General features: G+C 58.4%; 18 protein-coding genes. 4 read left to right on the forward strand and 14 right to left on the reverse strand.

Annotation, left to right across the window (positions count from 1 at the left end; genetic code table 11):
* Positions 1-8: 8 nt before the first annotated feature.
* Entirely contained in the window at positions 9-2,300 is a 2,292-nt protein-coding gene (locus tag ACFQY0_RS05930; RefSeq protein ID WP_379710267.1) for a hypothetical protein, read from the forward strand.
* Positions 2,301-2,305: 5 nt separating this feature from the next.
* Positions 2,306-3,283: a hypothetical protein gene (locus tag ACFQY0_RS05935; RefSeq protein WP_379710269.1), complete on the forward strand. Its 978-nt coding sequence runs from the start codon at positions 2,306-2,308 to the stop codon at positions 3,281-3,283.
* Between the two features lie 41 nt (positions 3,284-3,324).
* Here the strand turns inward: ACFQY0_RS05935 and ACFQY0_RS05940 are convergent, their stop codons facing one another.
* From ACFQY0_RS05940 to creB, 11 genes are all read right to left on the reverse strand, one after another.
* Complete coding sequence (locus ACFQY0_RS05940; protein WP_379710271.1) at positions 3,325-3,525, reverse strand: hypothetical protein; 201 nt, start codon at positions 3,523-3,525, stop codon at positions 3,325-3,327.
* Positions 3,522-4,319, reverse strand: coding sequence for a hypothetical protein (locus tag ACFQY0_RS05945; RefSeq protein WP_379710274.1), 798 nt, complete (start codon positions 4,317-4,319; stop codon positions 3,522-3,524). The genes ACFQY0_RS05940 and ACFQY0_RS05945 overlap by 4 nt, the downstream gene beginning before the upstream one ends.
* Entirely contained in the window at positions 4,316-5,092 is a 777-nt protein-coding gene (locus tag ACFQY0_RS05950) for a hypothetical protein (protein WP_379710277.1), read from the reverse strand. Before ACFQY0_RS05950 ends, ACFQY0_RS05945 begins: the two co-directional genes overlap by 4 nt.
* A gap of 78 nt (positions 5,093-5,170) precedes the next feature.
* The gene (locus tag ACFQY0_RS05955; protein ID WP_379710279.1) at positions 5,171-5,863 is read right to left on the reverse strand and encodes a hypothetical protein; all 693 of its coding nucleotides are present in this window, start codon (positions 5,861-5,863) and stop codon (positions 5,171-5,173) included.
* A 7-nt stretch (positions 5,864-5,870) separates the two neighbouring features.
* Positions 5,871-6,335, reverse strand: coding sequence for a toxin-antitoxin system YwqK family antitoxin (locus tag ACFQY0_RS05960; RefSeq protein ID WP_379710282.1), 465 nt, complete (start codon positions 6,333-6,335; stop codon positions 5,871-5,873).
* A gap of 157 nt (positions 6,336-6,492) precedes the next feature.
* Complete coding sequence (locus ACFQY0_RS05965) at positions 6,493-7,329, reverse strand: hypothetical protein (RefSeq protein ID WP_379710285.1); 837 nt, start codon at positions 7,327-7,329, stop codon at positions 6,493-6,495.
* Positions 7,330-15,273, reverse strand: a complete 7,944-nt coding sequence (locus tag ACFQY0_RS05970; RefSeq protein WP_379710287.1) for a hypothetical protein — start codon at positions 15,271-15,273, stop codon at positions 7,330-7,332. It lies immediately after the preceding gene.
* 19 nt (positions 15,274-15,292) lie between these two features.
* The gene (locus tag ACFQY0_RS05975) at positions 15,293-16,462 is read right to left on the reverse strand and encodes a hypothetical protein (RefSeq protein ID WP_379710289.1); all 1,170 of its coding nucleotides are present in this window, start codon (positions 16,460-16,462) and stop codon (positions 15,293-15,295) included.
* 42 nt (positions 16,463-16,504) lie between these two features.
* On the reverse strand, positions 16,505-18,208 hold the full coding sequence (locus ACFQY0_RS05980; protein WP_379710291.1) for a hypothetical protein: 1,704 nt from the start codon (positions 18,206-18,208) through the stop codon (positions 16,505-16,507).
* A gap of 434 nt (positions 18,209-18,642) precedes the next feature.
* On the reverse strand, positions 18,643-20,115 hold the full coding sequence (gene creC / locus ACFQY0_RS05985) for a two-component system sensor histidine kinase CreC (protein ID WP_379710293.1): 1,473 nt from the start codon (positions 20,113-20,115) through the stop codon (positions 18,643-18,645).
* Positions 20,116-20,277: 162 nt separating this feature from the next.
* Positions 20,278-20,976: a two-component system response regulator CreB gene (creB, locus tag ACFQY0_RS05990; RefSeq protein ID WP_379710295.1), complete on the reverse strand. Its 699-nt coding sequence runs from the start codon at positions 20,974-20,976 to the stop codon at positions 20,278-20,280.
* A 107-nt stretch (positions 20,977-21,083) separates the two neighbouring features.
* On the opposite strand from creB, the gene ACFQY0_RS05995 reads away from it, so the two are divergent.
* A complete protein-coding gene (locus ACFQY0_RS05995) occupies positions 21,084-21,680 on the forward strand; it encodes a GNAT family N-acetyltransferase (protein WP_379710297.1) in 597 nt (198 codons plus the stop codon).
* Between the two features lie 8 nt (positions 21,681-21,688).
* On the opposite strand, the gene ACFQY0_RS06000 is transcribed toward ACFQY0_RS05995, so the two are convergent.
* The 3 genes from ACFQY0_RS06000 to ACFQY0_RS06010 form a co-directional block, all read right to left on the reverse strand.
* Positions 21,689-22,153 (reverse strand): MEKHLA domain-containing protein, encoded by a 465-nt coding sequence (locus ACFQY0_RS06000; RefSeq protein ID WP_379710299.1) that lies wholly within the window; start codon positions 22,151-22,153, stop codon positions 21,689-21,691.
* 63 nt (positions 22,154-22,216) lie between these two features.
* Entirely contained in the window at positions 22,217-23,020 is an 804-nt protein-coding gene (locus tag ACFQY0_RS06005) for a TatD family hydrolase (RefSeq protein ID WP_379710301.1), read from the reverse strand.
* On the reverse strand, positions 23,017-23,289 hold the full coding sequence (locus ACFQY0_RS06010; protein ID WP_379710303.1) for a hypothetical protein: 273 nt from the start codon (positions 23,287-23,289) through the stop codon (positions 23,017-23,019). Before ACFQY0_RS06010 ends, ACFQY0_RS06005 begins: the two co-directional genes overlap by 4 nt.
* 61 nt (positions 23,290-23,350) lie before the next feature.
* On the opposite strand from ACFQY0_RS06010, the gene ACFQY0_RS06015 reads away from it, so the two are divergent.
* On the forward strand, positions 23,351-23,707 hold the full coding sequence (locus ACFQY0_RS06015; protein WP_379710305.1) for a hypothetical protein: 357 nt from the start codon (positions 23,351-23,353) through the stop codon (positions 23,705-23,707).
* Positions 23,708-23,758 lie beyond the last annotated feature (51 nt).

Genomic DNA, 23,758 nt, shown 5'->3' on the forward strand with positions numbered 1-23,758 from the left:
ATGGAGCCATGATCATTTTCGAAGGAGGAAGCTGGGGATACTACGGCGCGGCGCTTGCCGTCCTCGGCATGGCCGGGGCGATCGTGGCGGCATTGCGCCAGGGTCGCAGCGCCCGCTTGCCTCTGTGCCTGCGGATCGTGGCTCTGGCCTTGCTTGCGCTCTGTTTGGCCGAGCCGTCGTGGGTGGGTGAGGAGGCGGAACCTGGCGCAAATCTCGTGGCAGTGATCGCTGACAACAGCAAGGGGATGCAGGTCGTCGATGCGGGCGAATCATCGACGCGGGCTGAGAAACTGCACGAACTGCTGAGCGAACCAGCCGGCGGGGACGCCGAGTGGCTCGCTGAGATCGAGTCGACTTTCGCGTTGCGACGCTTTGCGATGGATCGAGGGTTGCGACGGGTCGATCAATTCAAGGACCTCGATTTTGAAGGCTCGGCATCGACGATCGGAGCATCGCTTGAAGGAATCCGTCGGCGCTTCGCCAATCGCCCGGTAGCGGGCGTGTTGTTGCTAAGCGATGGCATCGCGACGGACGAAATCGACCCCCGATTGATTGAGGGCCTTCCACCCATTTATCCAGTCCTGATCGGCGGCGAGGCCCCTGAACGCGACCTTGGTCTGTCGACGGCTGTGGTTTCCGAGTCGGCGTTCGAAGATGCGCCGCTCACCTTTCGAGCTGATGTGGTCGCCCTCGGCTACCGCGATCGTGAAGTGACGGTGCGTCTGCTCGATGAATCGGGCGGAGAAGTCGAAAGCCTCAGCTACACCCCAGACTCGGACGACGACACCCGCGCGGTGCGCTTCCAGCATCGACCCGAAAAAAGCGGCGTTTGTTTCTTTCGAATCGTGGTCGAAGGGGGGGAAGGGAATGAAGCGACGACGGCCAACAATTCCCGATTGCTGACGGTCAATCGCGGTGATGGTCCGTATCGGATACTCTACGTTTCCGGCCGGCCCAATTGGGAGTTCAAGTTTCTCAACCGTGCATTGGCCGAAGATCCGGAGGTGCAACTTGTCGGCCTGATCCGGGTCGCCCGCCGTGAGCCGAAGTTTCAGTGGCGTTCCGGGAAAGGCGATTCCGCGAATCCCTTGTTTCGTGGTTTCAATCCGGACGACGACAGTGCGGACTACGATCAGCCGGTGATGGTCCGGCTGAACACCCGTGATGATCTGGAGTTGGCCGCGGGCTTTCCTCGGACGGCTGAAGATCTTTTCGAATACCGGGCGGTCATCATCGATGACCTCGAGCGTGAGTTTTTCACCATCGATCAACTTGAGTTGTTAGAGTCTTTCGTTTCTCGTCGTGGAGGGAGCGTGCTGATGCTCGGAGGAGTCGAAAGTTTTGCCAACGGTGGCTATGGGAAAACGCCTGTTGAAAGGATGTTGCCGGTGCATTTGGGCGGCGTGAGCAAAGTGCCGCCGGGCGATGATCTGGCTCTCGACTTGACTCGCGACGGCTGGCTTTCTCCGTGGATGCGGCTGCGTGGCAGCGAGCTCGAGGAGCGCGATCGATTGGCGGGGATGAGCGGCTTCCACAGTCTGAATCGTGTGGCCGGGATCAAGCCCGGTGCGACGGTCCTGGCTCAGGTTCGTGACGGAGGAAGCTCACGCCCTGCGCTGGCCGTGCAACGCTACGGTGACGGTCGGGTCGCCGCGATGATGCTTGGCGATTTCTGGCGCTGGGGTTTCCACAATCCCGACAACCGGCCGGACATGGAAAAGGCGTGGCGGCAATTGACCCGCTGGATGCTGGCCGATGTGCCGGATCGGGTTTCCCTCGAGCTCAAGGCGGCTGGCGAGGGCGCGGTGAAGGCTCGGCTGAGGGTGCTTGATCCCTCTTTCATGCCGCTGTCCGACGCGCGGGTAAAAATTTCAGTGCGAGGCGAGGGCTCGGATGCCGTCGAGTTGAATGCGACGCCGTCCGACAGCGAGGCCGGGGTTTATGAAGTGACCTTTCTTCCGGAATCAGGTGCGATGACCTTGATTGAAGCTTCGGCGAGCGACTCGTCCGGACTCCATCTCGGGGCTGCCGAGGACGGCTGGGTGGCAAATGGCGACGCCGATGAGTTTCGGCGCCTCGAACCGAATCGGGAGTTGCTGGAACGGATCGCCGCGGCCACCGGGGGCAAGATGATCGACGCTTCCGATCTGACCGGGTTTGCCAAGGACCTGCCACGCATGGAACTGCCCGAAACCCGGACATGGTCGCGCTCTCTGTGGCATACCCCCATCGTGTTTCTGCTGGTGCTTGCCTGTTTCGCGGGCGAGTGGATTTTGCGACGTCGACGTGGCCTATCATAGAATTCATGAACTACTCCATCCATCGTAGATTAAAGGCGTTGCTGTTGGTGGCATGGTTTGCTGCCGTGGCCGGGTTGCCTGCAGAGTCGGTGGATCTGGTCGTTGTCGTGGGCGCGGCGGGTGCAGAAGAGTTCGCCCCTCATTTTTCAAAGGCCTCGGATGAGTGGCAGGCGGCTGGCCGCCGTGGCGGTGGGGCGCTGCATGTGGTAGGCACGGACCTTGCTGAAAACTCCGATCTGGAGCAGCTTGAGCAGACGATTTCCAAGCTGGTGGAGGAGCCGAAAGGCTCCTTGTGGATCGTACTGCTTGGGCATGGAACTTTCGACGGGCGGGAAGCGAAATTCAATCTCCGTGGTCCGGATCTCGACGCGGTTACCCTCGACAAGTGGCTGGATGGCTCCCAGCGACAGGTCGTGGTGGTGAATGGCAGCGCTTCGAGCGCACCATTTCTGAGCACCCTTTCCGCTCCAGGTCGGATGATCGTGACGGCGACGAAAAATAGTGCCGAAGATTCCTACGCGCGCTTCGGTGAGTTCCTCGCCCGTTCGATCGACTCGTCGGAGGCCGACCTCGATCAGGATGGTTCCACTTCGCTGTTAGAAAGCTTTATTGCGGCTTCGACGGCGGTCCGTGAATTCTACGAACAGCAGGGCAGGATCGTGACTGAAGAAGCGCTGATCGATGACAACGGCGACGGATTCGGAACGCCTGCCGACTGGTTCCGTGGAGTCCGGGCGGTGAAGGTTGCGAAAGAGGGAAGCGAACCCGACGGAAGGCGGGCTCATCAGTTGCAACTTGTCCCGAGCGACGAGGAACGTCGCCTCGACCCGGAGGCTCAGGCTCGGAGGAATGCCCTTGAAGAGGAGTTGTTTGCTTTGCGGGCAAAGAAAGATGAGTTGGAGGAAGATGCCTATTTTCTGGAGCTTGAGCGACTCCTGCTGGAGATCGGAGCGATCTATGAGGCCGCGGATGAGGATTCGTGATGCCTTGAGCTGTGAGCCAGATGCTGAGCGCCGATCTCAGCTCAGAGGCCGAGTTCTTGGCGGAGTTCTTCGAAAAGCGGGTCGTCGCCTTTGCCGGGTGGTGGTGTGGGAGTGGGCAGATCCGTGGGGATGATCTTTTCCAAGGACTCGGCGACATAGCGGGAGACGGGGACGCGCATCCGGGCGGCCCGTGCGGCGATGCGCAGAAGCAAGGGGCGTGGGAGATCGAGGGTGGTCTTCATGGCTTGAGGAAGGGGTTCTCGACGGTCGAGGAATCAGCGTCCGAGCTGCTCTCGGTTTGCGCGGTAGGCGCATCGGAATCTGTCGGCAGCGACTCGGCGAAGGTTTCACTCCAGTGGGCGAGGAAGAATTTCTTTTCATCGGTCAGAAGTTTGTCGGAGTGACCGAGGATCGGGCGAAGCGAGGTGGTGAGTTGGAGGGTGACGAGCAAAAAGATAACGCACCAGATTCTCATCGGGCTTTTCTGAGTAGTGCCGTGTTCCTCAAGCACGGTGCGGATGAAGCGGAAGGCGAAGACGAGGGCGATCAGCCAGGCTCCAATTGATAGGGTTCCCATGAAGCCAAACGAACCGGTCCCTTGCGCGAAAATCCAGATGGCGGGAGCACATCCTAACAGAAGGAGTCCTGCGAGAGCGAGCATGCCGGCGAGGGTGGCGGCGAGGCGAGTGGCCGAGGCCTGACAGCCGGCGAGCGAAGAGAAGATGTAGAGGCTGGGGAAGCAGATGATGCCGGCGAAGACCAGTCCGAGTCCGACTTTCAAGGGGGCCGCCCAGAGCTGGGTGCCGTAGGCGAAGGTGCCGAGCACAAAGCCGAAAACGAGCATCGAGATGATGGCAAGCAGGGTGAAGCTCTTGAGCGCCCGCGTGCCCCCGGAGGCCTGATGACCGGCGAGTTCAGCTGGGCGGCGGAGCAAGGCTTCGAAGAGATCGCGAAGATTCGGGTTCTCGGGAAGAGGAGGAAGGGGGTGATCGTTGCGCGACGGAGCGCTTGGCGTTGGCGGTGATGGATTGGTCATGGCTGTTTGGTGGTTAGATTGGCCTTTCGTGTTTCATGAATAAGAATGACGGCGATGATCGATCCGGTGCAGACAAGGATCGCGCCGAGGGGAATGTTGCTCGGGGGGATGGCTTCCGTGATCCTGAGTAATGATTTCCAGACCGTATTGAGGAAGTTGCCTTTCATGGGGTCTTCGCGAAGGAACGCGACTTCGAGGTGGGGCGAGCCAAAGAATGGCCTGAAGATCCATGAAAACTGCATGCCGAGAAAGGCATTGCCGAAAATCCATGCGGCGAGTGTTGAGCGGGCAATGCTACTAGAAACGCAGTAGCGATGAAGGAGGCCCGAGAGACGAAGCACGCCGACAATTCCGGCGATGCCGATCAGTGCGGTGTGAAAGAGCAGGTAGGTGGCGTGCGCGGTGATGGCTGAGGAGGAATCCGGCGCCGGAGCATTCAACGCAAAGAAGAAGGTGACCGGCGAGATGGAGCCGAGAATCAGCGCGGAGATCGCAAAGGCGCTGAGCAGTGCATGGAGCGATTGCCTGAATCCGAGGCCGCTGCCAAGAAGGAGGCCGAGGAGACCGTTCAGGATGCTGTTGAAACCGAGGGTGCAGGCAATCAGGAGTGGCATTTTGACCGCCACATAGACTCCCATCAGTGGAGAACGCCAGTAGCCCACGGTGAAGCCGTAGAGTGCGAATCCAAGAGTGGTGATAAGAGCCGTGCGGGCAATCGCATCCCCGCTCGATTGATCGAGGGTTTCGGGATTGGGGCTGAGAAATTCACGCATCGGACTGGAGTCATGAAAGACCCGGCCGATGAAGAGAGAATGAATGGGAGATGAATATGCGCGTCTTTTTCGCCCACTTCATCCTGGAACTCGCCGTCGGATGGTAAGCGTCATCAGGCATGCGACGAGGGCGAGAGCGCTGGTCGTCGGTTCCGGGACCCGCATTAGTGAAACATCGTCGAGCAGAACGATAGCAAGTGTGACGTCGGCGTTGTCCGGGTCCGAAGCAAGACCTTCCACGGCGCGCCAACTCAGTGTGATCGAGTCGTTTGCCGTGAAAAAATCGAGACTTAGGTGGCCGAGCGTTCCAGCGAGGTCGTCATAGATGTGGGACGAGGATGTGCTTGGATCGAGAAGCTGGACCTCGTTCGCCATCTGAACGGGAGCGAGGGCAACGCCGTCGACAAGGAGCTGGATTCCCCCAGGATTAAATCTCAGGAGGGTGGAGCCTGCTTCACTGATTCCGACAACGGATCCAATGGAGAAACTCACCTCGTAGTGACTGTTGGGTATCAGGCCGGTGATAAGCGTTGAGATGCTTGATTCAGTTGTGTTCGAGCCGCCGGATGCCGAATAGAACGGGGCAAGGTTATCGGCCTGAAGGGCGACCAAGCCATTGTTGCCGATGGCATAGCGACTCCACGAACCGCTTCCGTTCCAACCTTCGAGAGAGGTGGTGAAGGCTCCGTTCTGAATCAGGACGCTGGCGTGCAACTGTCCTGCGGCAAGACTGCATCCCAGAATCGCGGTGAGGTAGTGGATGGTGTGCACGTGACGCTTAGCGAGTGGTTGCCTGAGCCGGGGAGTGATCGTCAAAGAACTCGCTGGTGACGGACTTTCCATGCTCCATGCGGAATCTCGACTTAAGCGCTCCCGACGGATGCCACGCTTCTACGAGGCCGTGGGGTTGGTCGTCGATCATCGTCATGGCGACGGCTTTCTGACCGTTGTCGTGCCACTCGGTGTAGGGTCCATCCAAGCGTCCTTGTCGAATGCTGGCGATGCTCTTCTTCTGGCCATTTGGATACCAGCGAGTTCGTGATCCATTCGAAAGATCGGCGATGAAGCTCTCTTCGATTTCAAGTTGCCCATCGGGATACCAGCCCCGTGTTAGTCCATTCAGTTGTCCCGCGCGAACTTCGATCTCCACTTTTCTCTGGCCGTTCGCATGGTTTTCAAAAAGAAGTCCGGTGAAGGGTTGCGAGTGGTCTTTGATGACCAGTTGACCATTGCTTCGGACCACGGATGAGCGTGGAATTTCTGCAAGCGGAGGAAGACCCGGGTTGGACTCGGGAGGGGGACGATGGAACGCAATCCAGCTCAAGAGGAACATTCCGAGCAGCGCTGCTGAAATCAGAAGAGGGCTCTTGAGTCCTTTCCGAATTGCGATGCGTATCGGTTCAGTTTGCATGAAGACGGAAGATCTTACTCTTTACCTCACCCACCTTGACGTAGATTTTGATCACCCGGGTGTCGCTGGCGAGATAGGCAGTGGTGAAAGTTTTGCCGATTCTGGCCAGAGAGAACTCCTGCTTGCTGAAGTTGCTCAGATCGTCGCTCGACTCGAGATGATAAGTGCGCTTGTCCACGGCGAGAAACTCCAGCATGGCCATGCCATCGACCACGGAGATGATATCCAAGGACAAGCCGTTTCCGGAATCCAAGGCATAAGTGCCGGCGATATACTCCTGGAGGTTGGTGAGTCCATCGCCATCGGCATCCTCATCAGGCTTGATCGATGCGAGGGTGGTGTAGCGGCCCGTAGGGTCATTGCGAATGGCTTCCAGTTCCCAGGCATCGGGCAATCCATCGTGGTCGCTATCGATGCCGATGGTGAGGTCGATGCGGGTGCTGCCCGCCGGAAGTCCGATGTTCCAGGTGCTGCCCTGCATCTGGATCGGCAGGTAGGATTCTCCTCCGTAGAGGACCCGCAGGGTGAAAGGGTAGGACGGCCGCATGGCGTTGATATCGTAGAGCTGCTCGGTCACTCCGGAATCCATGGGCACCGATAGACTGTAGTTGAATCCAATGGCTTTATTCGGGTCCGTGGGACCCCGGACAATCTCATTGTTCATGCCATCAAGGACGATGATCGCATCCTGACTTCCTAGTGGATTGCCGTGGTCATCACGCACCACACCATAGATCCGGTGGAAGGGTGCCGGTGGATAGGCAAAGGCGGATCCGAGACTCAGAAACAGGAAGGCAATCAGCCAGGAATTGAGTTGGTTCTTCATTTAGTTTCCGGAGTATGAATAGGTTTCGAAGTGCAGCTTGATGTCCTTCACGGTCTCGAGGAAGACCTGCAATCCCTGCTCGGGGTTTGCCAGCAGGGTGCGGCCGGGGATGACGATCTTCCAGCGGCTGTTCCAGGCCGATCGGCCGATCAGGCGGGTGTTGGTGTAAGCGCGTGACGAGGGGAAGTTGGTTCCGTCCGGAACGGCACGGAAGGCCTGATGCTTGCGGATCACGGAGGTTGCTTCCGAAAGAGAATGCCCGGAAACGAATTGAGGATCGCTCGCATAACCCGTTCCTCCGATGTTGAAGGGCAGGGGGATTGCCTGATCAGTCACCTGCCAGGATCGGATGAAGCTCGATTCGCCCAAGGGAGGCGATCTCATGAAGTCCGCACCGGCTGGAATGAGATAGACGTAGGGCGTGGCGCTGAGGGCGTTTGAGCTGGTGAATGCGGTCGATGGATCGGCGGGGGAGGTTCCTCCGATTTCACTGACTACGGTGCCAGTAGTACTCGGGGAGTCCATGCCGATGTAACCCTTGAGAGCGATGCCGGACGAGCGGATCTTGGTGGCAAAGGCGGTCGGGGTGAAGGTGTGATCGCCACCCGCCAGCGGTCTGCCGAAGAAGTTCAAGCCATCACTGATCGAGGTCGAAAACTCGATGATAAAGCCAGGCACCTCCTGCCCGTTCGCATCGGCGGCCTGAAGGCAGTAGCGACGGACATCGGAATCTTGCATGATATCACGTTTCTTTGCGGCGCTGAGAATGTCACGCCAGGCGAGGTCGCCGGTGGCCCCGTTGACGATGCGGAAATTCTCCGAGCGCAGGGAGAAGGTGGTGAGTGCCGGGTCGGGATTGTTGAGCCCGAAGCGTGTTTTGACCACACTCCAATCTCCATTCATCCGGGCAAGGATGCCTGCCAGGCCGGGGTCTCCCGTCGATGATCCCCCGATCTGTGGAACGTCGTTTATCAGCGTGCCGACGGCACGGGATTTGACGATCTGCTCGAGAAAGCCCCGTGCCGTGGAATTGCCTTCTGCGTCGAGCAGCCCGGTTTCGTAATCATAGGATGAGGCGGCGAGATAAGTGTATTTCGAGGCAAGGTCGAAAAGGGATTTATACTTTTCGAGCGCTTCATTGCGGAAGGCGCGGAAGGCGAAGTCGCGGGTGCGGTAACCTTGAACCAGGGCGGCGGCACGCTGACGGAAGACCAGACGCTGCCGCTGAAGTCGCTCACCCTCGGCCTGAACGGCCTGCAATTCCCGCTGGGCCTGATCGTAGAGACGCATGGTCGCGTCCACCGATCCGGATGAGTCGACATAATCCTGAAGAGATTGGCGCAGCTCCATGAGCAACTGAAGGTTCTCATGGGTCCAGTTGGCATTATCGATATCGATTTCTAACAGCTGGTCGAGATTCTCCCTGGCAAGTTCCGAGGCAATCTGCTCTGACGAGGCTCCTATTTTCACGATGCCTGCCGCGGCCTTTGTCACGAGGCTGGCGGCGTAGAATCCAGCTCGCACGCCGGAAGTGAGATCGAAGGCCAGGCCTGCAACTTCGGGTGGGGCTTCGGCGAGAGCACCGGCCAGATCTCCGAGAGAGTCCTGCAATTCTTCCATGCTCATCGAAAGGATCCCCATCGCGAGCTCAAGCTTCCTCATCTTCTCCTGGGATTGTTGATTCTGCATCGTCAGCGACAGAGTCTTTTGGTGGGCTCGGACTGCCGACTGGGCGAGGACGATCCGTTGTTGGATGACGTTTCTCAGGTTGTCGAAATCATACAGCGCGCCGAAGAGGACCTGACGAGCCATGAGCTCATTGGAGATCGCCGTCTGCATCCGTCCCGGGCTGCTCCGGCGCCCGTTCCAGTTGTCGGGTCTGCGGTAAAGTCCGCTGATCGCTCCCAGCGTGTAAGTCACGGGATCGGAGGCGCCGTCGATCTCGCCGGATGGATCGAGTCTGTCGATTCCCTCGCTGGCAATCTGATAGAGAATCGAGGGATCGAGCGTGGTGTAGATGGTGTACTTGCTTTCTTCGATCGGAGTGAATCCTCCGCCTGCAAGGTTTTCGGTGATCTCGACATACATCGGATGCACGAGGTCGGGACCGGCGTAGCCTTGCGGGTAGGTTCTGCCCGGACCGATGTCATCAGGGTAGGGAGTTCCGTAGATTTCAATGAGCTGGTTGGTGTAAGCCTGCTCCTGCTCGGCAATCGCCGCTCTTTGTTCGGATAGGCTGTCCTCCTGTGAACGCAGGAAGCGGGTGGAGTCCTCCGCATTGGAGAAGGCGGTGGCAGCATTTGTTAGAGCCTTGAGCGCCCGCTGATAGATCTGATCGTAGTGGGTCTGCCCCTGGATGAAGGTGTTGCCGTTCTGGGCAGATGAGCCGACGTCGAGAAAGGTCGGATCGAGATCGAATTGCATGGCTCCCGGACTAAGGCCGAGCGGGTTGAGTTGGGCGTCGGCGTTGTCGAGAGTCTGCTGAATACTGACAGCCTGGGCGGCGATTTCGCTTAGTTCGGGGACGGTGGTGCGATCGATCTTCCGGATACCCTGATGGCTCGGATCCTCATCCACCGCGGGGAGCAGTGAGTTGGCGGTGACCCAATGGAAATAGGCACCTTGACCGCCCCGCGAAGCCCACTCGTCGGATCCCCAGTGGCGAACGTTGCCGGTTTGCGGATTGGTGGTGTTGTCCTTGAGCTGGCTCCAGCCGGACTGGGCAGTGGCAGAATACTGCTGCCGGTAGCTGAGATCGGTGATGAGATTGGCACTGCGCGCGATGGCAGCGGCGGCGGCCGCAAACTTGCGTTCATCGGTGTAGTCCACCTGTACCGGTTGTCCAAGAACGAGAACGGCTTCAGTGCGGGGCACCCACGCGAAGTTCGGGTTGTTGAGCAGGCCGTAGTAGTTGGTAAGTGCGGTGAGATAGTGACCGTAGGCATCGCCGTGACCCTGAGGATAAAGCTGGGTCGCATCCACTGCGGAGACGGTGCCGTCGAGATCCATGTCACGGATGTTGTAGTTGAGCGCATAGATCGCTTCACCGGAATCGATGCCTCGGGTGTAGTTCCAGAACAGGCGGTTGTAGGCTGGAGCGACACGAGTGCCGGGTTGCAGCAGGTCGTCGCGGCCGCGGAGCAGGGCGAGTTCCTCGTCCAGGACCGAGGGCTCCTGACCTTTGAAGGCATAGAGCGAGGTGGCTACGGAGCCGGCATTTCCCCCCAGCACTTCGCTGAAAGCAATCGTCGGGTTGGCCGCATCCGCGAAGGCCTCGTTGCCAACGAGCATGTAAAGATCGTTGAGATAGCCGGCTGCTAGGAGGAGGGCGTCATTCGCTGCATCGTAGTTGATCGGCGGCGTGCCTTCGATGCTGAGCATCTTTCCGCGACGGAGGACGGTTTCATATATCTCGATGAGGCCGAAATTGTTGATGTTCTCCAGGTTCAAGGCGATGTCGCCTTCCCATCGTTTGCCAGCTTGACTGAGGATGCTGGTATCCGTGTTGACGGGATTATTGAAGAGATCGGTAACGCGTTGTTGGAACGGGTTGATGCCCGCCAGGACGCGTTTGATCCATCCCTCGCCGAGTTGAGGGTTCGTCCACTTCGACCAGCCACCACCACCCACGACACTTTGCCACGCTGCATTGGCGGACGATTTTGCGCGGTAGCGGACGATGAAGTAATTGTCGGTGAGGGTGAGAATGCTGCTTCCCTCCAGGACGTGACGCGACTTGCCGGTGACGGATCCGCTGGTCTCGCCCTGCGGCGTATCATAGGGGCCGGGGCTGACGCTGAGCCACGAACTGAGATGTTCGGTTTCGACCGTCCCTTCAAGCCGAACATTGGCGAACAGCAGGCTGCCGGGGTCGGCGTCCGAGACCAACTCCAGAGTCACGACATTTTCACCAGCGATGAGCACCGAGGGCGGGATCTCAAAGATATGGGAGAGCGGGGAGAAGGAGGATCCGGGAGAGGAACTCCGGGGTGTATTGCTGGTCCCCGGAATGTTCCAGGATGCCACGGGTGCCTGATTGAGATAAACGGTGGCTCCGCAATGAGCCGCGATGTCGAGGCTGAGATAAAGCCGCAAGGGGTCCCCGTCGGAAGTGAAGGTGCGACGCAGAATATGAGTAGGTCTCGAAGCATCGTCTGAAGGAGGAATCTCCAGCGAGCTGGGAAGGTTGACGACGCTTCCGTCTCCGAGATCGGCATCGGCGGTTCGAAGTTGGGCGTAGTCGTCGCCGGGGTTCATGAACGACAACCACTGCGTCTCGATGGAGCCATTGCTATCGCCCATGATAAGGCTGCGCTCAAGGGTGTAAATCTGCGGCGGAACACCATCGACCGGTGGTGCGTAGCGCCATTCAAAGTCGTATTCCTCAGGGTGGCCGGAGAAGTCGCCCGAGTGTTGGAAGGTTAGCTTCTCATCCAGTGGATTGGCCGAGGCAATCACCTTCATTTCACCGCGATAGAGGGGAGCGGTGATCTTGACGACATGAAGGGAGACGGGTTCGCCAGGGGGCGTGAAGGCCACGCCATTTCCCACGGCGAGCACCACGAAACCTTGGCCACCGCCGCTTGCTGCAAGGGCATAGGAGTCCACGGCGCTATCGCTGAAACTGATCTCGGCGGGCTCGCCAGGACCGAAGGTCTGGGGACGCCGGTCGGGGAGACTGCTGTCCCCTGGACGGAAATAGGTGAGTCCCTTTTCGTCGGGATCAGTCGTGCCAGCGCCACTGCTGTCGATGATGTAGGTGCCCCGTTTTGCGGGGTCTTCCTTGAAGGTTTCGACGGTGCTGGACAGGGAGTTGATGGCGTCCTGCCAATGTTCGAACTCCGCATCTTCGGAGTCGCACAGGCCAATGATAGAGGCAAGGTCGGCCGCGCCGAGGATATTGAGTTGAAGATACTTTTCGCCGGCTGCCTCATCGATGAATGAGCCATGGAAGACCAATTGTCCTTTGAGTCCGACGCCGGCCCCACTTCCGGATCCGCCTGCTGCTGGATCGAAGTAGAAGCGCTGGCTGAGGTGAGGCGGAAGATTCGGGAAGTAGGTTCTCCCGAGATAGTTGCTGGTCTTGATGCTCGCAGGCAGTTCGCTCAAGTCTCCGTCGCCCCCGAGGTTAAAGGTTTTCGCGCGGGTTGGATCAAACAATCGGGCGCTACGTTGGCGCGCGGCCATCGGTTTGGAGTGATCGGGATCATTGGCGATCGATTGTTCATAGAGGATCTGGGCGCTGGTTTGTCCGCGAACGCCGGGTAGCCCGAGCTTGGCAGCTGTTAGAGTTTCGCCGATGCGTAGTTCCGGAGCGCTGGCGGGCCAGGTCGGAACAAAAACGATGTCCAGCGGACGTGGCAATTCCTCGTCGTGAACCTCGCCGGACACGGCGTCGCCGAGATAACCTGCCGTGGGGTCAGCGGGATTCAGATAGGCGCGGAGGTAAGGAGTGAGCGTGCCGATCGCCGGCTGTCCCGAGATGCCGGGATAGTGAAATCCTTCGAGCGTTTTATAGAAATAACGCATTCGCAAGTGGGGCGCGGTGGCGGGTGGCGCAATGTTCCCGGCGTGGGGTCCGCGCATCATCCATACGCTGCCTTTACGGTCCGTCCAGGTGAAGCGCCGGTAGCGGAGGAACTCGGAATCACGCTGCATGTCAAATCCGGCCGGAATGTCCACGGCCGATTGCTGGAATTCGTAACTTGCCAGCGAGCCATCTTCCTTGAGTGGAGCGGGCAGGATGGGAAGGGGCATGGGAGACTGCACGATCTTCCCGGCAATGGCGGGATAGTGGAATTTCCAGGTTTCGTTCTCACGCAGCAGCTTGAAGACCTTCATATCCGGTCTCCCGTCAATCGCTTCAAAGGAAAGCAGGACGTAGGGTTCCGACGAATCGGCCTGATTGAGGTCGTTGCGAAGTGCCCACGCCCGTCCATTGAGCATCAGGGCGTGCTCTTCGTTTGGATTGTAGCCGGGCTTGGCGGGATCGTTCTGGTAGTAGATTTTCCCGCTCGCCTGGATGCTGGGCAGCGCATTGCTGCCGGCATTGCTCGCCATGACAATCTCGGCCGGCGAGCTCGGCCAGCGGAGCTTGTGAACGCTGACATAGGATGGCCAGTAGGTGGGTCTCAGCTTCGAGCCGGGCGGCGTGCTCTTTTTATACCACCAGATCTCCAGGTCGTTTTTGCCGGGAAGGGCATTGATGCCGATAATGGCTCCTTTTGCGGCTTCCTCAAAGCCATTCACAAAGGGGTCGATGTAGGCATCTACGTCAAAGGCCGTACCGGTTGTTTGGCGGATGTAGCCCACCTGACTGTCAGCTCCGACTGGTGGTAGGATCCGTGTGCCGATGTCGGTCGAGATGGTTTGGGTAAACGAGGGGTAAGATGTATCGAGACGCGAGAGGATGCGTTCGAACCAGATGTCATCGCCATTGGTGTAGCGGATGAGCGCCCGTCCGTCGGGTCCGGTGACGTGAGTGTAGAAAAGGTTTCCTGGAGCAAGGACGGCCTGCTGCTTGCCCGGGTCGTCCTGATAGACCAGAGCGGGGTTGTTGGCAGCGTCCAGAACGACTGCGGTGTCCTGGGCATCGCCATGAGACTGATGCTGCCGCGCGTAAAGCGAGTAGGCATCCTCCGATGTCGGCCAATCAAAGATATAACCTGCGTAGTACTTCGGCCAGTAGATGCCCCGTTCGCCTTCCTCCTTCCAGTAGATGAGCACCTCATTGCTGCTTTGTTGCAACTGGCCGTTGGCATAGACGCCTGGAGCTGTTTTGCGGATGGCATAGAGGGTTTTTTTCGACCCACCGAGCGAAAGGTGCTCGTAAACAAACGGATCGTTAGCGAGGCCGCCGCCGGCGGTGACCGAGAAAGCGAGCGCGGGATCTGGTCCGAAGCCGCCGGTGGGAAGTGGAATGTCGCTGGGTGGTTCGATGACGTTGCCGATATCCACTCTGAGAGTGATCGGACGGGTTTCCTTCCTGATGCTGACGATTTCGTAGCCGAGATGTTCCCGGGTGGTCCCGTCGGCATTCAGATTTCCCAGATACTCCAGGAAGACCCGGCCTTCGCGGTTATAGGCGTGGATCTGCTGATCAAGAGGCTCATACCAGATGGTGCGCACCTCCTTTGGCAGGGTGATGTTGGGATTGGAGGTTTCGTAGGGAGAAACGAAGACATCCGCGTCGGGAACCACTGCGGGAACGAGCGAGTTGTAAACGAAGTTGACCGCGCTGACCCGTGAGGTCGGAACTTCGATTTTCGGACCAAGAAATCCATTCTCGGTCCAGTAGATCTTGCGCTCGGGCTTTGCCGCTGATGTTGAGATGGCATAACTCAGACTCAAGTCGGCTCCACCGCTACGCGCTTTCCAGATGATCTCGATCACCCCCGGCTGGGTCGCGAAGACTTTGCGTGCGTGGGGACTCCAGTAGAAATGATCGTTACGCCGGCCTTCCACGGTTTGGTTGCCGGGTTCCGGTAGGTAGTAATCAGCCTCGCCAGTTGGACCAATCGGAGTGGGGATGACCGAACCGAGGGAAAACGAGGTATTCAGGACGGAGAGGGGGCGCCCCATTGAAACGGAAGCAAGTTTCACCCCGCCTCCGGAGGGAAGAATGAGCTCACCGGAGGCTCCGACGACGGTGGAAGGGAGCCCTGAAACGACGTTCCCACCTTCGTAGATCCGGGTGCTTATGGTGCCGCTGAGCGCGGTGCCGCTCCGCCATTGCAACAAGTAGGCAGCGCTGAGGCTGTCATTCGCGCCGGGGATCAGGGGATCGGTGATTGCCACCTGAGGAGCTCCCTGGATGCTGAAACGGTTGCGGTACCCTTCCTTGACCTGAAATTGGGCGGAGACCGGCGCCGCAACGAGAAAAGCGCAGAGGGCGGTGATGATCTGCGGGGTCCGTACCCGAATATGGCAAAACATTGATTTCATTCGGATACGAGCTGTTAGGTTATTTCACCCGAATGATGTAAAACATCTCGAGATAGGCGGGACGGTTGTCGTGCCCGGGAACCGTGTGGCTATGAGCCTGGTTGCCGCCGCCACTCGTCACGCTTCCGGTGATCGCGTGAGTGTGATTTCCGGCATCGTCCGACCTGAGGGTAGGAAAGGGACGCAGACCATTTCCCTGACCAGTGGCAAGCTTTCCGTTGTCTCCATCATCATCATCCTCAGCGTCGTTTCTGGCGTCGGAGATGGTGTGAGAGTGGTTGCCTGCCGCCGCGGTGGCGAGGTTATGGGGCAATGTGTAGTTCGGGAGTTGGGAGGGCGCGAGGGCCGTGCCTCCGCCATTTCTGGTCCCGATCGTGTGGCTCCCGCCTGTGGAGTTGTTGGATGCCACGTTGCCATTGGTGGATCCGGATCCTTTTACGAATCGATCACGCAAATCCGGTTTGGTGGATATGAGCGCCCCTGCTGTGCTTGGCGTCCCACCGCTGCAGAGTTCGAATCCAGGGGGAATCGCGTTGGCGGACCCCCACCACATGATCACCCCACCAACGGGCACAGAGACGCCTGCAGGCATGTTCTGCTCCTTGATCGTCCATTTTGATGGATTCGCTCGATCTTCCTGGCTGGTGGTGGACATGTTGAAGATCTGATCGAGCTTCAGGCTGCCGACGCGATTATTACCGCCTGCATCGAGGATCGTCATGCTGTCCGCTTCAATGGCCTTGTGCGAATTGAAGGAGAAGGGACTGGCAAGGAAGGCGAGACGCGGAGTTATTTCAGCGGTGGTCACGCCTGACTGGATCACTGTTAGACCGAGATATCGGTCCTTCTGGGCGAACGCATGAAGCAGGCCGGAAGCGTTACTGACGGAGGGGTTGTCTCCTTCAATGGCGGTTCCTTCTCCCAGGCGGACGGAAAATGCCCCCTGATAGACGGTTACCGTTTGGGACTCCGACCAGATCAAGGTGCCGGCCGTCTGGGAGTCGTAGAGACGGAATGACATCGAGTAGTTAGTGGCCGCGTCGGCAGCCAATGGATTGCCATTGGTATCAAGGACGAGTCCTTGATAATCGATACGATCGGGTGGGCCTTCAATCTGGCTGAATGCGCCTCCTGGAATGAGGGAAATTAGCAAGGTGGAGCTGAACAGGCAGGTGCGAAATGCTTTCATACGGGTACGATGGAAAAGATGAGGAAGAACGGAAATTTCTGATCAATGAGTGAGAACAGGGGCGTCGGAAATACGTTGGAGCATGAACTGGCCGGTGACTCGGAGCGGCGTTGTTCGCAATCCCGTGAGCGTTTCACTGTAGTGACCGCCCAGCAGGGTGCTGCCCCATCCGGGGTCAGAGACTCCAGGAAGTGAGGAGTCGAAATCCAGAGCCACGCCTCGGCTGACGGCATAACTTTCGACACCGGCAGGCAGGGACTGCTCAAAGCGGGCGTCCAGATTGTCGTGATCCGGGTGGTAAGTGTGGACGAACGGGTTGGTCGACGCGTTGTGGGCGAGATCCACGGCAAAGCGCACGAGTCCGTCTTTCTGTAAGGAACCCGTCCCGGCCACCGCCATGGAAAGCGGGAAGGAGGCCGATGAAATGCGGGTAAGGGAAGTGCTGGAGGCTGCGGTTACCGCGGCTTCGTCGGTCCCTGCGATCGCAACGCCATCCCTGGAGCCCTGATAGACTTGCTGTAGCAGCGTGGTGGTGCCATTGCCGGTGCGATGGACGAGTAGCCGAATCGTGAATTGTGAGGGAGCGGCTGCATCGGCTTCAATCGACTGGCCGATCACCTGATCGACGGTCGAAACAACGGCGGCACCGGCCCATAGTCCCTCGTAGGAGGTGGTTTCCGCCGTGACCGGTAGGACGATTTTTGATTGGTTGAACGAGTCCGTAATGTTCAAAAGGCTCTGAAAGACGGCACCTGGTGATCCGCCCATCAGCGAACGGTCGATCGCAATCAGCAGTTCGCTTTCTTCTCCCGGGGCAAGGGTGCGGCTGATCCCTTCGGCGGGTATGCTCTCATACGCGAAGTTCAAGCTCAAGGGGTCGAGCATGCCCCTCACTTGCAGGGGGACGGCACCCGCGGAGGCCGGTTGCCCTTCGGGCGCTTCGGACGACGCGGCTGGGCTCAAGGTCACGGTTACCGGCAGATTTTTGGCGGGATCGATAACGTTTTTCAAACGCAGCGAGAGGATGTTTCCCGTGGCTCCAAAATGCAGGCCGGTTCCTAACATGCTAACTTTCACCGGTCCATAATAGTCGGCATACGTATCGTTCTTGATCCAGTATGCCTTGCCTCGTTGGACGGAGGTTGTCCGCGGTAGGGTTTGGACCGGATACTGAGCACTTAATGTGCCATTGCGATAGGTGAATACCGGTGGGTTCGATTTAAAGACCTCACTATAGGAAAAGAATTTCTCGAAGCTTCGTTCCGCTGCAGAAGAGGGCTCCTGCATCGGGAATCCTACGAAGTTCGAGCCGAGGGTGGAGAATTCGTAGCGAGGTAACAGCGGTTTTCCGGTGAGTTCCAGGTTGAAGGGTGCACTCCCTTCAGAGACCCGCACAAGATAAGCAATGTTTCCACTCATGTGCCCGAGTGTGGAATTCTCCGGGCTATTTCGATGCCAGACCTTCCAGGCGGTGTCGGCCTGCAGGGGGAGCCAGGGAGACTGGGAAAACTGGGCAGTCGAACCAAGCGGGTTCCATTGCCAAACTTCTTGGATCTGCGGGTAGCTCGAAAGCAGGGTGGAGATATCCGTATGGCTGCAATCCTGGGATAGCCAGATGCCACTCCAGCCAACGCTGAGCGGATAGGATTCGCGGACCCATTGAGCGTGGATCGAGGAGCTTGTGAGCCACGCGACCATGAAGGATAATAGTGTGCGCTTCCTCAAGCGAAGGATGGTCCGGTGCATGAATTGCAGGAGTTGGATGATCGAAATTGAACTGGAAATCGTCGAATCCCGTCTGCCAATCAGCATTCTTCCCAATCAAATAAGGAGTGAAATGTCGACTAATAGGGAACTTTCCGAGTGGGATGGAGGGTCGGCCTAGTGAATTCGAGGGTGGAGTTGTTCCAAGTCAAACACAGCAATCAGGTGCTGATCCAGTGATCAGCTTTCTAGTTCCTTTCGATGGGGGGTGTCCAGAAATAAAGCTGTATAAAGATATAAGCTTAACTTGTTCTGATTAGATGTAGGTCATGATCAGTTGATTGTTGTGATCATTTGGTACACTTCTGATATGATCGTTATCGAGGCACCGGGGTGGAGAGCCGCGCCTCGATGGAGTCGCTCTATCAGTTTTTATCCTGATTGGCTCCACCCCGTTGTCCTGCCCAGCTACTCGTTCAAGCTGTGGCTTCGGGGAGATTCAGGGTGGCGAGGGTGCCGGTCGAGTCGCTGGATGTTAGATTGATGCTGCCTTGGTGGAGCTCGACGGCTTCTTTGACCAGGGTGAGTCCAAGACCAGTGCCCTTGCGGCCTGCCTTGAGATGACGAAGGGAGAAGAATCGTTCGAAGATTTTCGCCTGAGCGTAGTCGGGGATGCCGGGGCCGCGGTCCTGAATCTGGAGAGTGTGCTGCTCATTCTGATAGGAAAGCGTGATGTCGACGGTCTCGCCGCGCGGCGAGAAGTCGATGGCATTCTCCAGCAGGTTGGTGACGGCAGCACGGAGGATGAAGGCGTCGCCGAGGACCATGAGTGGGAGGTTCGTGGGGGTGAATTCCAGCTGGACTCCGGCGAGTTCGGCCATGGGCTTCGCCTGATCGACGGCGCGAGATACGGTTTCGCGGAAGTCGAAGATGTCGGTGGACTCGAGGCGCGATTTTCCTTCGAGGGCGGAAAGCTCAAGGAGACGGTTGAGGAGGCGTTCGGCGCGGACGGATTCGGCGTGGATGTTGGAAAGGAAGCGTCGTCGATCCTCGATGGGCATGTCTTCGCAAAGGAGTTCCGCGGCACCTTGAATGGCAGCGAGAGGGCTCTTCATTTCGTGGGTAAGCGTGCGGACATACTGCTCGGCATACTGACGGCCTTCAAGGGCTTCGCGCATGGACTCGAGAGCATGAGCTAGGGTGTTCACTTCGCGGCCAGCACCGAGTTTCGGCATGATGGGACGTTTTCCCTGTTCGATGGCACGGGCGTAATCGGTGAGGCGGCTGATCGGGCGGTACTGCCAGATAAAGACGGCGAGAACGAGAAACAGGATCCCTCCGCCGATGAGCCAGGTGCCGGACCAGATTTCGAACTCGCGGCGGCGCACGATCGGGAGAACGTCGGATTGGGGTTTGTAGGCGGTAAGGACTCCCCACGGCTGCTCGAGGCTGCCGATCAGGGCGCCGACGTAGAGGATGGACGAGGTGGGATCCTTTTCGTTGTCGCGACTACTACGTGCACCGTACTCGCCGCGAAGGGTCAGGACGACATCGCGTTTGGAGGAAAAGTCGTCACCCTCGCGTTTGCCGCTGTCGGAATCGAAGACCACCTTTCCCTCGATGTCGGTAATGTAGACCCCCATGCCGACGCTGTTCTTGAGGTGGTTGTAAATTTTCGCTTCGAAGCTTCGCTCTTCGGTGCTGTTGAAGGCGGTTCTGAAGCGTTCGGGGTTGAACTGGTCGTCGAGGATGTCTCCTTCGACCAGGGCGGCGAAGATGTGGGCGGCGTCGACCATCGATTCCTCGGTGGCCTGGAAAGTCCGCGGCTCGAGCTCATCGAGCTGGCGGCGAACAAGCAGGTAAAAGCCTGAGCCGATGATCAGCGCGATGACGAAGAGCGTGACGCGGGTGAGGCGCATGTGGGAAAATGACAAAAGACGAGAAGACACGAGATGCTAGACTTAGAGGAGGATGGTCAGCTCACTTGGTTGCGTGGAACTGAGGTGCCGGGGATGAACCGATTTTCAAATGCGCGAGATTCTTGAAGCCGTGAGGGATGGTTCGAGTAGAGATTCAAATCTTCGCTCTTGTGTCTGAAGGTCTTTTGTCTCTCACGGAACGTAAGCATAGCCGAGTCCCCGGCGTGTTTGAATGAGGTCTTCGGATCCGGGAGAAATGGTGCGTAGCTTGGCGCGGATCGTTTTGATATGAGCGTCGATGGTGCGGTCGGTAACGGCGCCCGGATCCTGCCAGGCGTGGTCGAGAAGTTGGTCGCGGGTGAAGACGCGATTCGGTTGTCGGAGGAAGACCAGGATCAGTTTGTATTCGTGGGCGGTGAGATCGAGCGGGCATCCGGCACAAAGAATGCGCATGGATTTCTCATCGTGGGCGAGAAGGGATTTCGTCGTAGAGTCCTTGTTAGGTTCGGCATGGGCTTCACCGATCTCGTTGGATGAACGTCGCATGATGGCGCGCACGCGTGCGACGATTTCACGGGGGCTGAAAGGCTTGGTCACGTAGTCGTCGCCGCCCAGTTCAAGGCCGAGGATGCGATCGACTTCTCCATCGCGGGCGGTGAGGAAAAGGATGGGAACGGATGAGTTTTCGCGAAGCTGCTTGCAGACCTCGAGACCGGTGATGTCGGGCAGCCCGATGTCGAGGATCACGAAGTCGAATGCCTTTTCGGAGTGAAGCGCGAGGGCGTCATGACCGGTGAGCGCGTGCTCGACGTCGAAGCACTCGGTCTTCAAGGCGTAGACGAGGGTGTCGGCGATGGCAGGTTCGTCTTCGACGAGGAGAATGCGTTGCATGGGATGGAGATTGAGATTCTGGGGTGAAGTCTGGATGAAAGATGGGTGGGGAAGGAGTGAAAAAACAGGCGGGAGTTTGTCGGTATTTGGTGTTGAATCGTGAGGAAATGATCGAGACGAGACTTGCGGATGGCACGTTGGTAATGGCGAGGCCCTTGGGTTTGGCAGACCGAAGCCAGCTGGCCGAGGGTTATCGCCGGCTGTCACCTGAGTCGCGCTATCAGCGTTTCTGGGTGCGGACGGGCGGGGTGATCGGCGACAAGATGCTCGATCGGATGCTGGCGGGATCGGTGGAGGAGCACGGATTGTGGGCGGTCCTGGATCCGGCCCGGGATTTTCAAGGACTGGGAGCGGCGAGCTTTTGGAGATCCAATGAAGATGGCGAGGATGCGGAATTTTCCTGCACCGTGCTGGATGAGGATCAGCGGCGGGGTGTGGGGACCTTGCTGTTAGCGGTACTTTGGCTGGTCGCCTATAGGCAGGGGATTCGCCGTTTCACGGGCTACACGATGCCGGAAAACAGCTCGGCGATCCGCTGGATGCGCGATACGGGAGCGGAAGCCGAGTGGGACGGTTACAAAGTGATCTTTCGGTGGGATCTTGCGAATCTCGACAAGCTTCCAGCTTCAAATGCCGGAATCGCTTTGGCAGAGCGATTGGCTGAATTGGCAGAGGAACTTCTTGATGGGGACTCCGCAAGTTGAGCGACCGCTCATGGCTCGAGAGGTGTCCATTCTTTGAATGTCGCTGCCTGACCGACGAGCTTTCCTGTCGCACTGATGAGATTCCACACGGTGGCGCGCTGGATTTCAAATCGTTGGCCTGTTTTGGACACCCGGATGCCCGAATAATCGTCGATGAAACCGCGCTCGGCGACCTGGTCGAGCAGTCGTTGACGTTCGCTCCGGAGCGGTGCTTCGGCGGTGAAGCGGGAAGGCGTCGAAATGAATTCCTCCCAGGTCATTTCGAACAGATCGAGGGCTGTCCTGTTGCCGTAGGTGAAAATGGGATCCTCGGCGGAGCTGTGAGAGGCGACGAAGATGGGAGCGACGAAAAGCCGTTGTGCGGGATCGGGGCCGGAGGGAATGAGTTCCCGGCCGGTGAGTTGTCGATAGCTTTCAAGGATGAGCTTTGCATGAGCAGCTTGATGTCGGTTGACCTGGCTGGGGTGGTCCATGGGTAGGCTCAGGATGACGAATGCTTGGGCTGGCTTTTCAACTCCATCCAGGTGGAAGGATGCTCAGTCCAACTTGAAGTTCGGGCACTGGGAGAGGAAGCGTTTCGGGTTCTCGAAGAGCACCTTTTCAATGGCCTCTGCGGAGTGCTGGCGCTTCTTCATTTCGAATCCGCATTTTACCACGGCGAGCGGATCGGAGACGCCCCAGTCGCAGGCGGAATTCAGCCACAGTTTCGAACCTTCATGGGTTTCGAGGATGTCGATGGCACGGTTCGGGGTGCACTTGCTTTCCGGATAGAGCGTCATGCCGGCCCAGTACCCCTGATCAAGTACGAGATCCACCGTATGTTCCTCGACGTGGTCGATGATGACTTTCTCGCGGTTCAGCTTCCCGAAGTTCGCGAGTGAGTCGAGCATCAGGCGGGTGCCCTTGAGCTTGTCTTCGAGGTGCGGCGTGTGAATGAGGATCGGGAGATCGCGATCGAGGGCGATCTGGACGTGTTCTTCGAAGATCGCGAGCTCGTTGCGGGTGTTCTTGTTCAGCCCGATCTCTCCAATGCCGAGGACGGTCGGCTTGTCGATGAACTCGGGAATGAGCGACATCACCTCACGGGCGAAGACGGGGTCCTCGGCTTCCTTTGGATTGATGCAGAGCCAGCAGAAGTGCGGGATGCCGAACTTGGCGGCCCGAGCCGGCTCATACTCGGTGAGCTGGCGGAAGTAGTCGAAGAATCCCTTGGGTGACGAGCGATCGAATCCTGCCCAGAAGGCGGGTTCACAGATCGCCTCGCAGCCGGCGAGAGCGAGCTTGGTATAGTCGTCGGTCGAGCGACTGACCATGTGGGCGTGGGGCTCGATGTATTTCATTGGTCGGCGGGGAGAGGGGCTCCGGAAGCGCCTTGGGTGGAGGCGGATTCGGCGGGTTCCGTGGAGTGGTCGGAGAGCGACTCGAGGATCGCTCTGGCGCGGCCTGGCTGTTCGGAAAGAAGGATTGGAATGGCCTTTTTGAAGGCCGCGAGACGGAAGTCGGCCTCTCCGCTGTGGCGTTCCATGCGGTCGAGAAAGGCCGCGACATCGATGAGTTTGCAGCGGGCATCCATGAAATGGAGGTCCAGAATGTCCTTCTTGTTGGGCATGAATGGAGGATACCCGCGTGATTTGTGTTTGCCAGTGGGAAAGCGGAGGTTATGCGGGGGGATGGAAACAACGCGTGAGCACGGAGAGCAACCCGTCGCAGCCCTGATGGATGCCTGGAGTCTGAGCGTGCACGACATGGTGGACGCTTCACCGGAGCAATTGACGCACAAGCAGGTCCAACGGGCCCGGAAGGGTCGAACCCTGACGCTGGCGATGATGCAGAAAGTGACACGAACCCTGAACATTGCGATCTGGTATCGTCTGAACCTGGAAGAACGTGAGGTGTTTTTCGAATACCTGCACAAGCACCTTTTCAACTACGCCAAAGGTTACAGTGCGGAGTTCGAGGATCCGAACGGGGACCTGATGGTGGCGGTGAAGGAGAGAGGTGGTAAGATTGTGAGTCGCGAGCCCTGAACCACGATCGGGACCTCCTCTCCAACCATCCCTGCGATGACACAGGGACCT

Origin of the sequence: Haloferula chungangensis (genome assembly GCF_042664875.1) — a bacterium.
Taxonomy (GTDB): Bacteria; Verrucomicrobiota; Verrucomicrobiia; order Verrucomicrobiales; family Akkermansiaceae; genus Haloferula; species Haloferula chungangensis.

Excerpts from the sequence above, each read along its gene's own strand:
- ACFQY0_RS05930 (WP_379710267.1), top strand. The coding sequence starts at position 9 with ATGATCATTTTCGAAGGAGGAAGCTGGGGATACTACGGCGCGGCGCTT.
- ACFQY0_RS05935 (WP_379710269.1), top strand. The coding sequence starts at position 2,306 with ATGAACTACTCCATCCATCGTAGATTAAAGGCGTTGCTGTTGGTGGCA.
- ACFQY0_RS05940 (WP_379710271.1), bottom strand. The coding sequence starts at position 3,525 with ATGAAGACCACCCTCGATCTCCCACGCCCCTTGCTTCTGCGCATCGCC.
- ACFQY0_RS05945 (WP_379710274.1), bottom strand. The coding sequence starts at position 4,319 with ATGACCAATCCATCACCGCCAACGCCAAGCGCTCCGTCGCGCAACGAT.
- ACFQY0_RS05950 (WP_379710277.1), bottom strand. The coding sequence starts at position 5,092 with ATGCGTGAATTTCTCAGCCCCAATCCCGAAACCCTCGATCAATCGAGC.
- ACFQY0_RS05965 (WP_379710285.1), bottom strand. The coding sequence starts at position 7,329 with ATGAAGAACCAACTCAATTCCTGGCTGATTGCCTTCCTGTTTCTGAGT.
- ACFQY0_RS05970 (WP_379710287.1), bottom strand. The coding sequence starts at position 15,273 with ATGAAATCAATGTTTTGCCATATTCGGGTACGGACCCCGCAGATCATC.
- ACFQY0_RS05975 (WP_379710289.1), bottom strand. The coding sequence starts at position 16,462 with ATGAAAGCATTTCGCACCTGCCTGTTCAGCTCCACCTTGCTAATTTCC.
- ACFQY0_RS05980 (WP_379710291.1), bottom strand. The coding sequence starts at position 18,208 with ATGCACCGGACCATCCTTCGCTTGAGGAAGCGCACACTATTATCCTTC.
- creB (WP_379710295.1), bottom strand. The coding sequence starts at position 20,976 with ATGCAACGCATTCTCCTCGTCGAAGACGAACCTGCCATCGCCGACACC.
- ACFQY0_RS05995 (WP_379710297.1), top strand. The coding sequence starts at position 21,084 with ATGATCGAGACGAGACTTGCGGATGGCACGTTGGTAATGGCGAGGCCC.
- ACFQY0_RS06000 (WP_379710299.1), bottom strand. The coding sequence starts at position 22,153 with ATGGACCACCCCAGCCAGGTCAACCGACATCAAGCTGCTCATGCAAAG.
- ACFQY0_RS06005 (WP_379710301.1), bottom strand. The coding sequence starts at position 23,020 with ATGAAATACATCGAGCCCCACGCCCACATGGTCAGTCGCTCGACCGAC.
- ACFQY0_RS06010 (WP_379710303.1), bottom strand. The coding sequence starts at position 23,289 with ATGCCCAACAAGAAGGACATTCTGGACCTCCATTTCATGGATGCCCGC.
- ACFQY0_RS06015 (WP_379710305.1), top strand. The coding sequence starts at position 23,351 with ATGGAAACAACGCGTGAGCACGGAGAGCAACCCGTCGCAGCCCTGATG.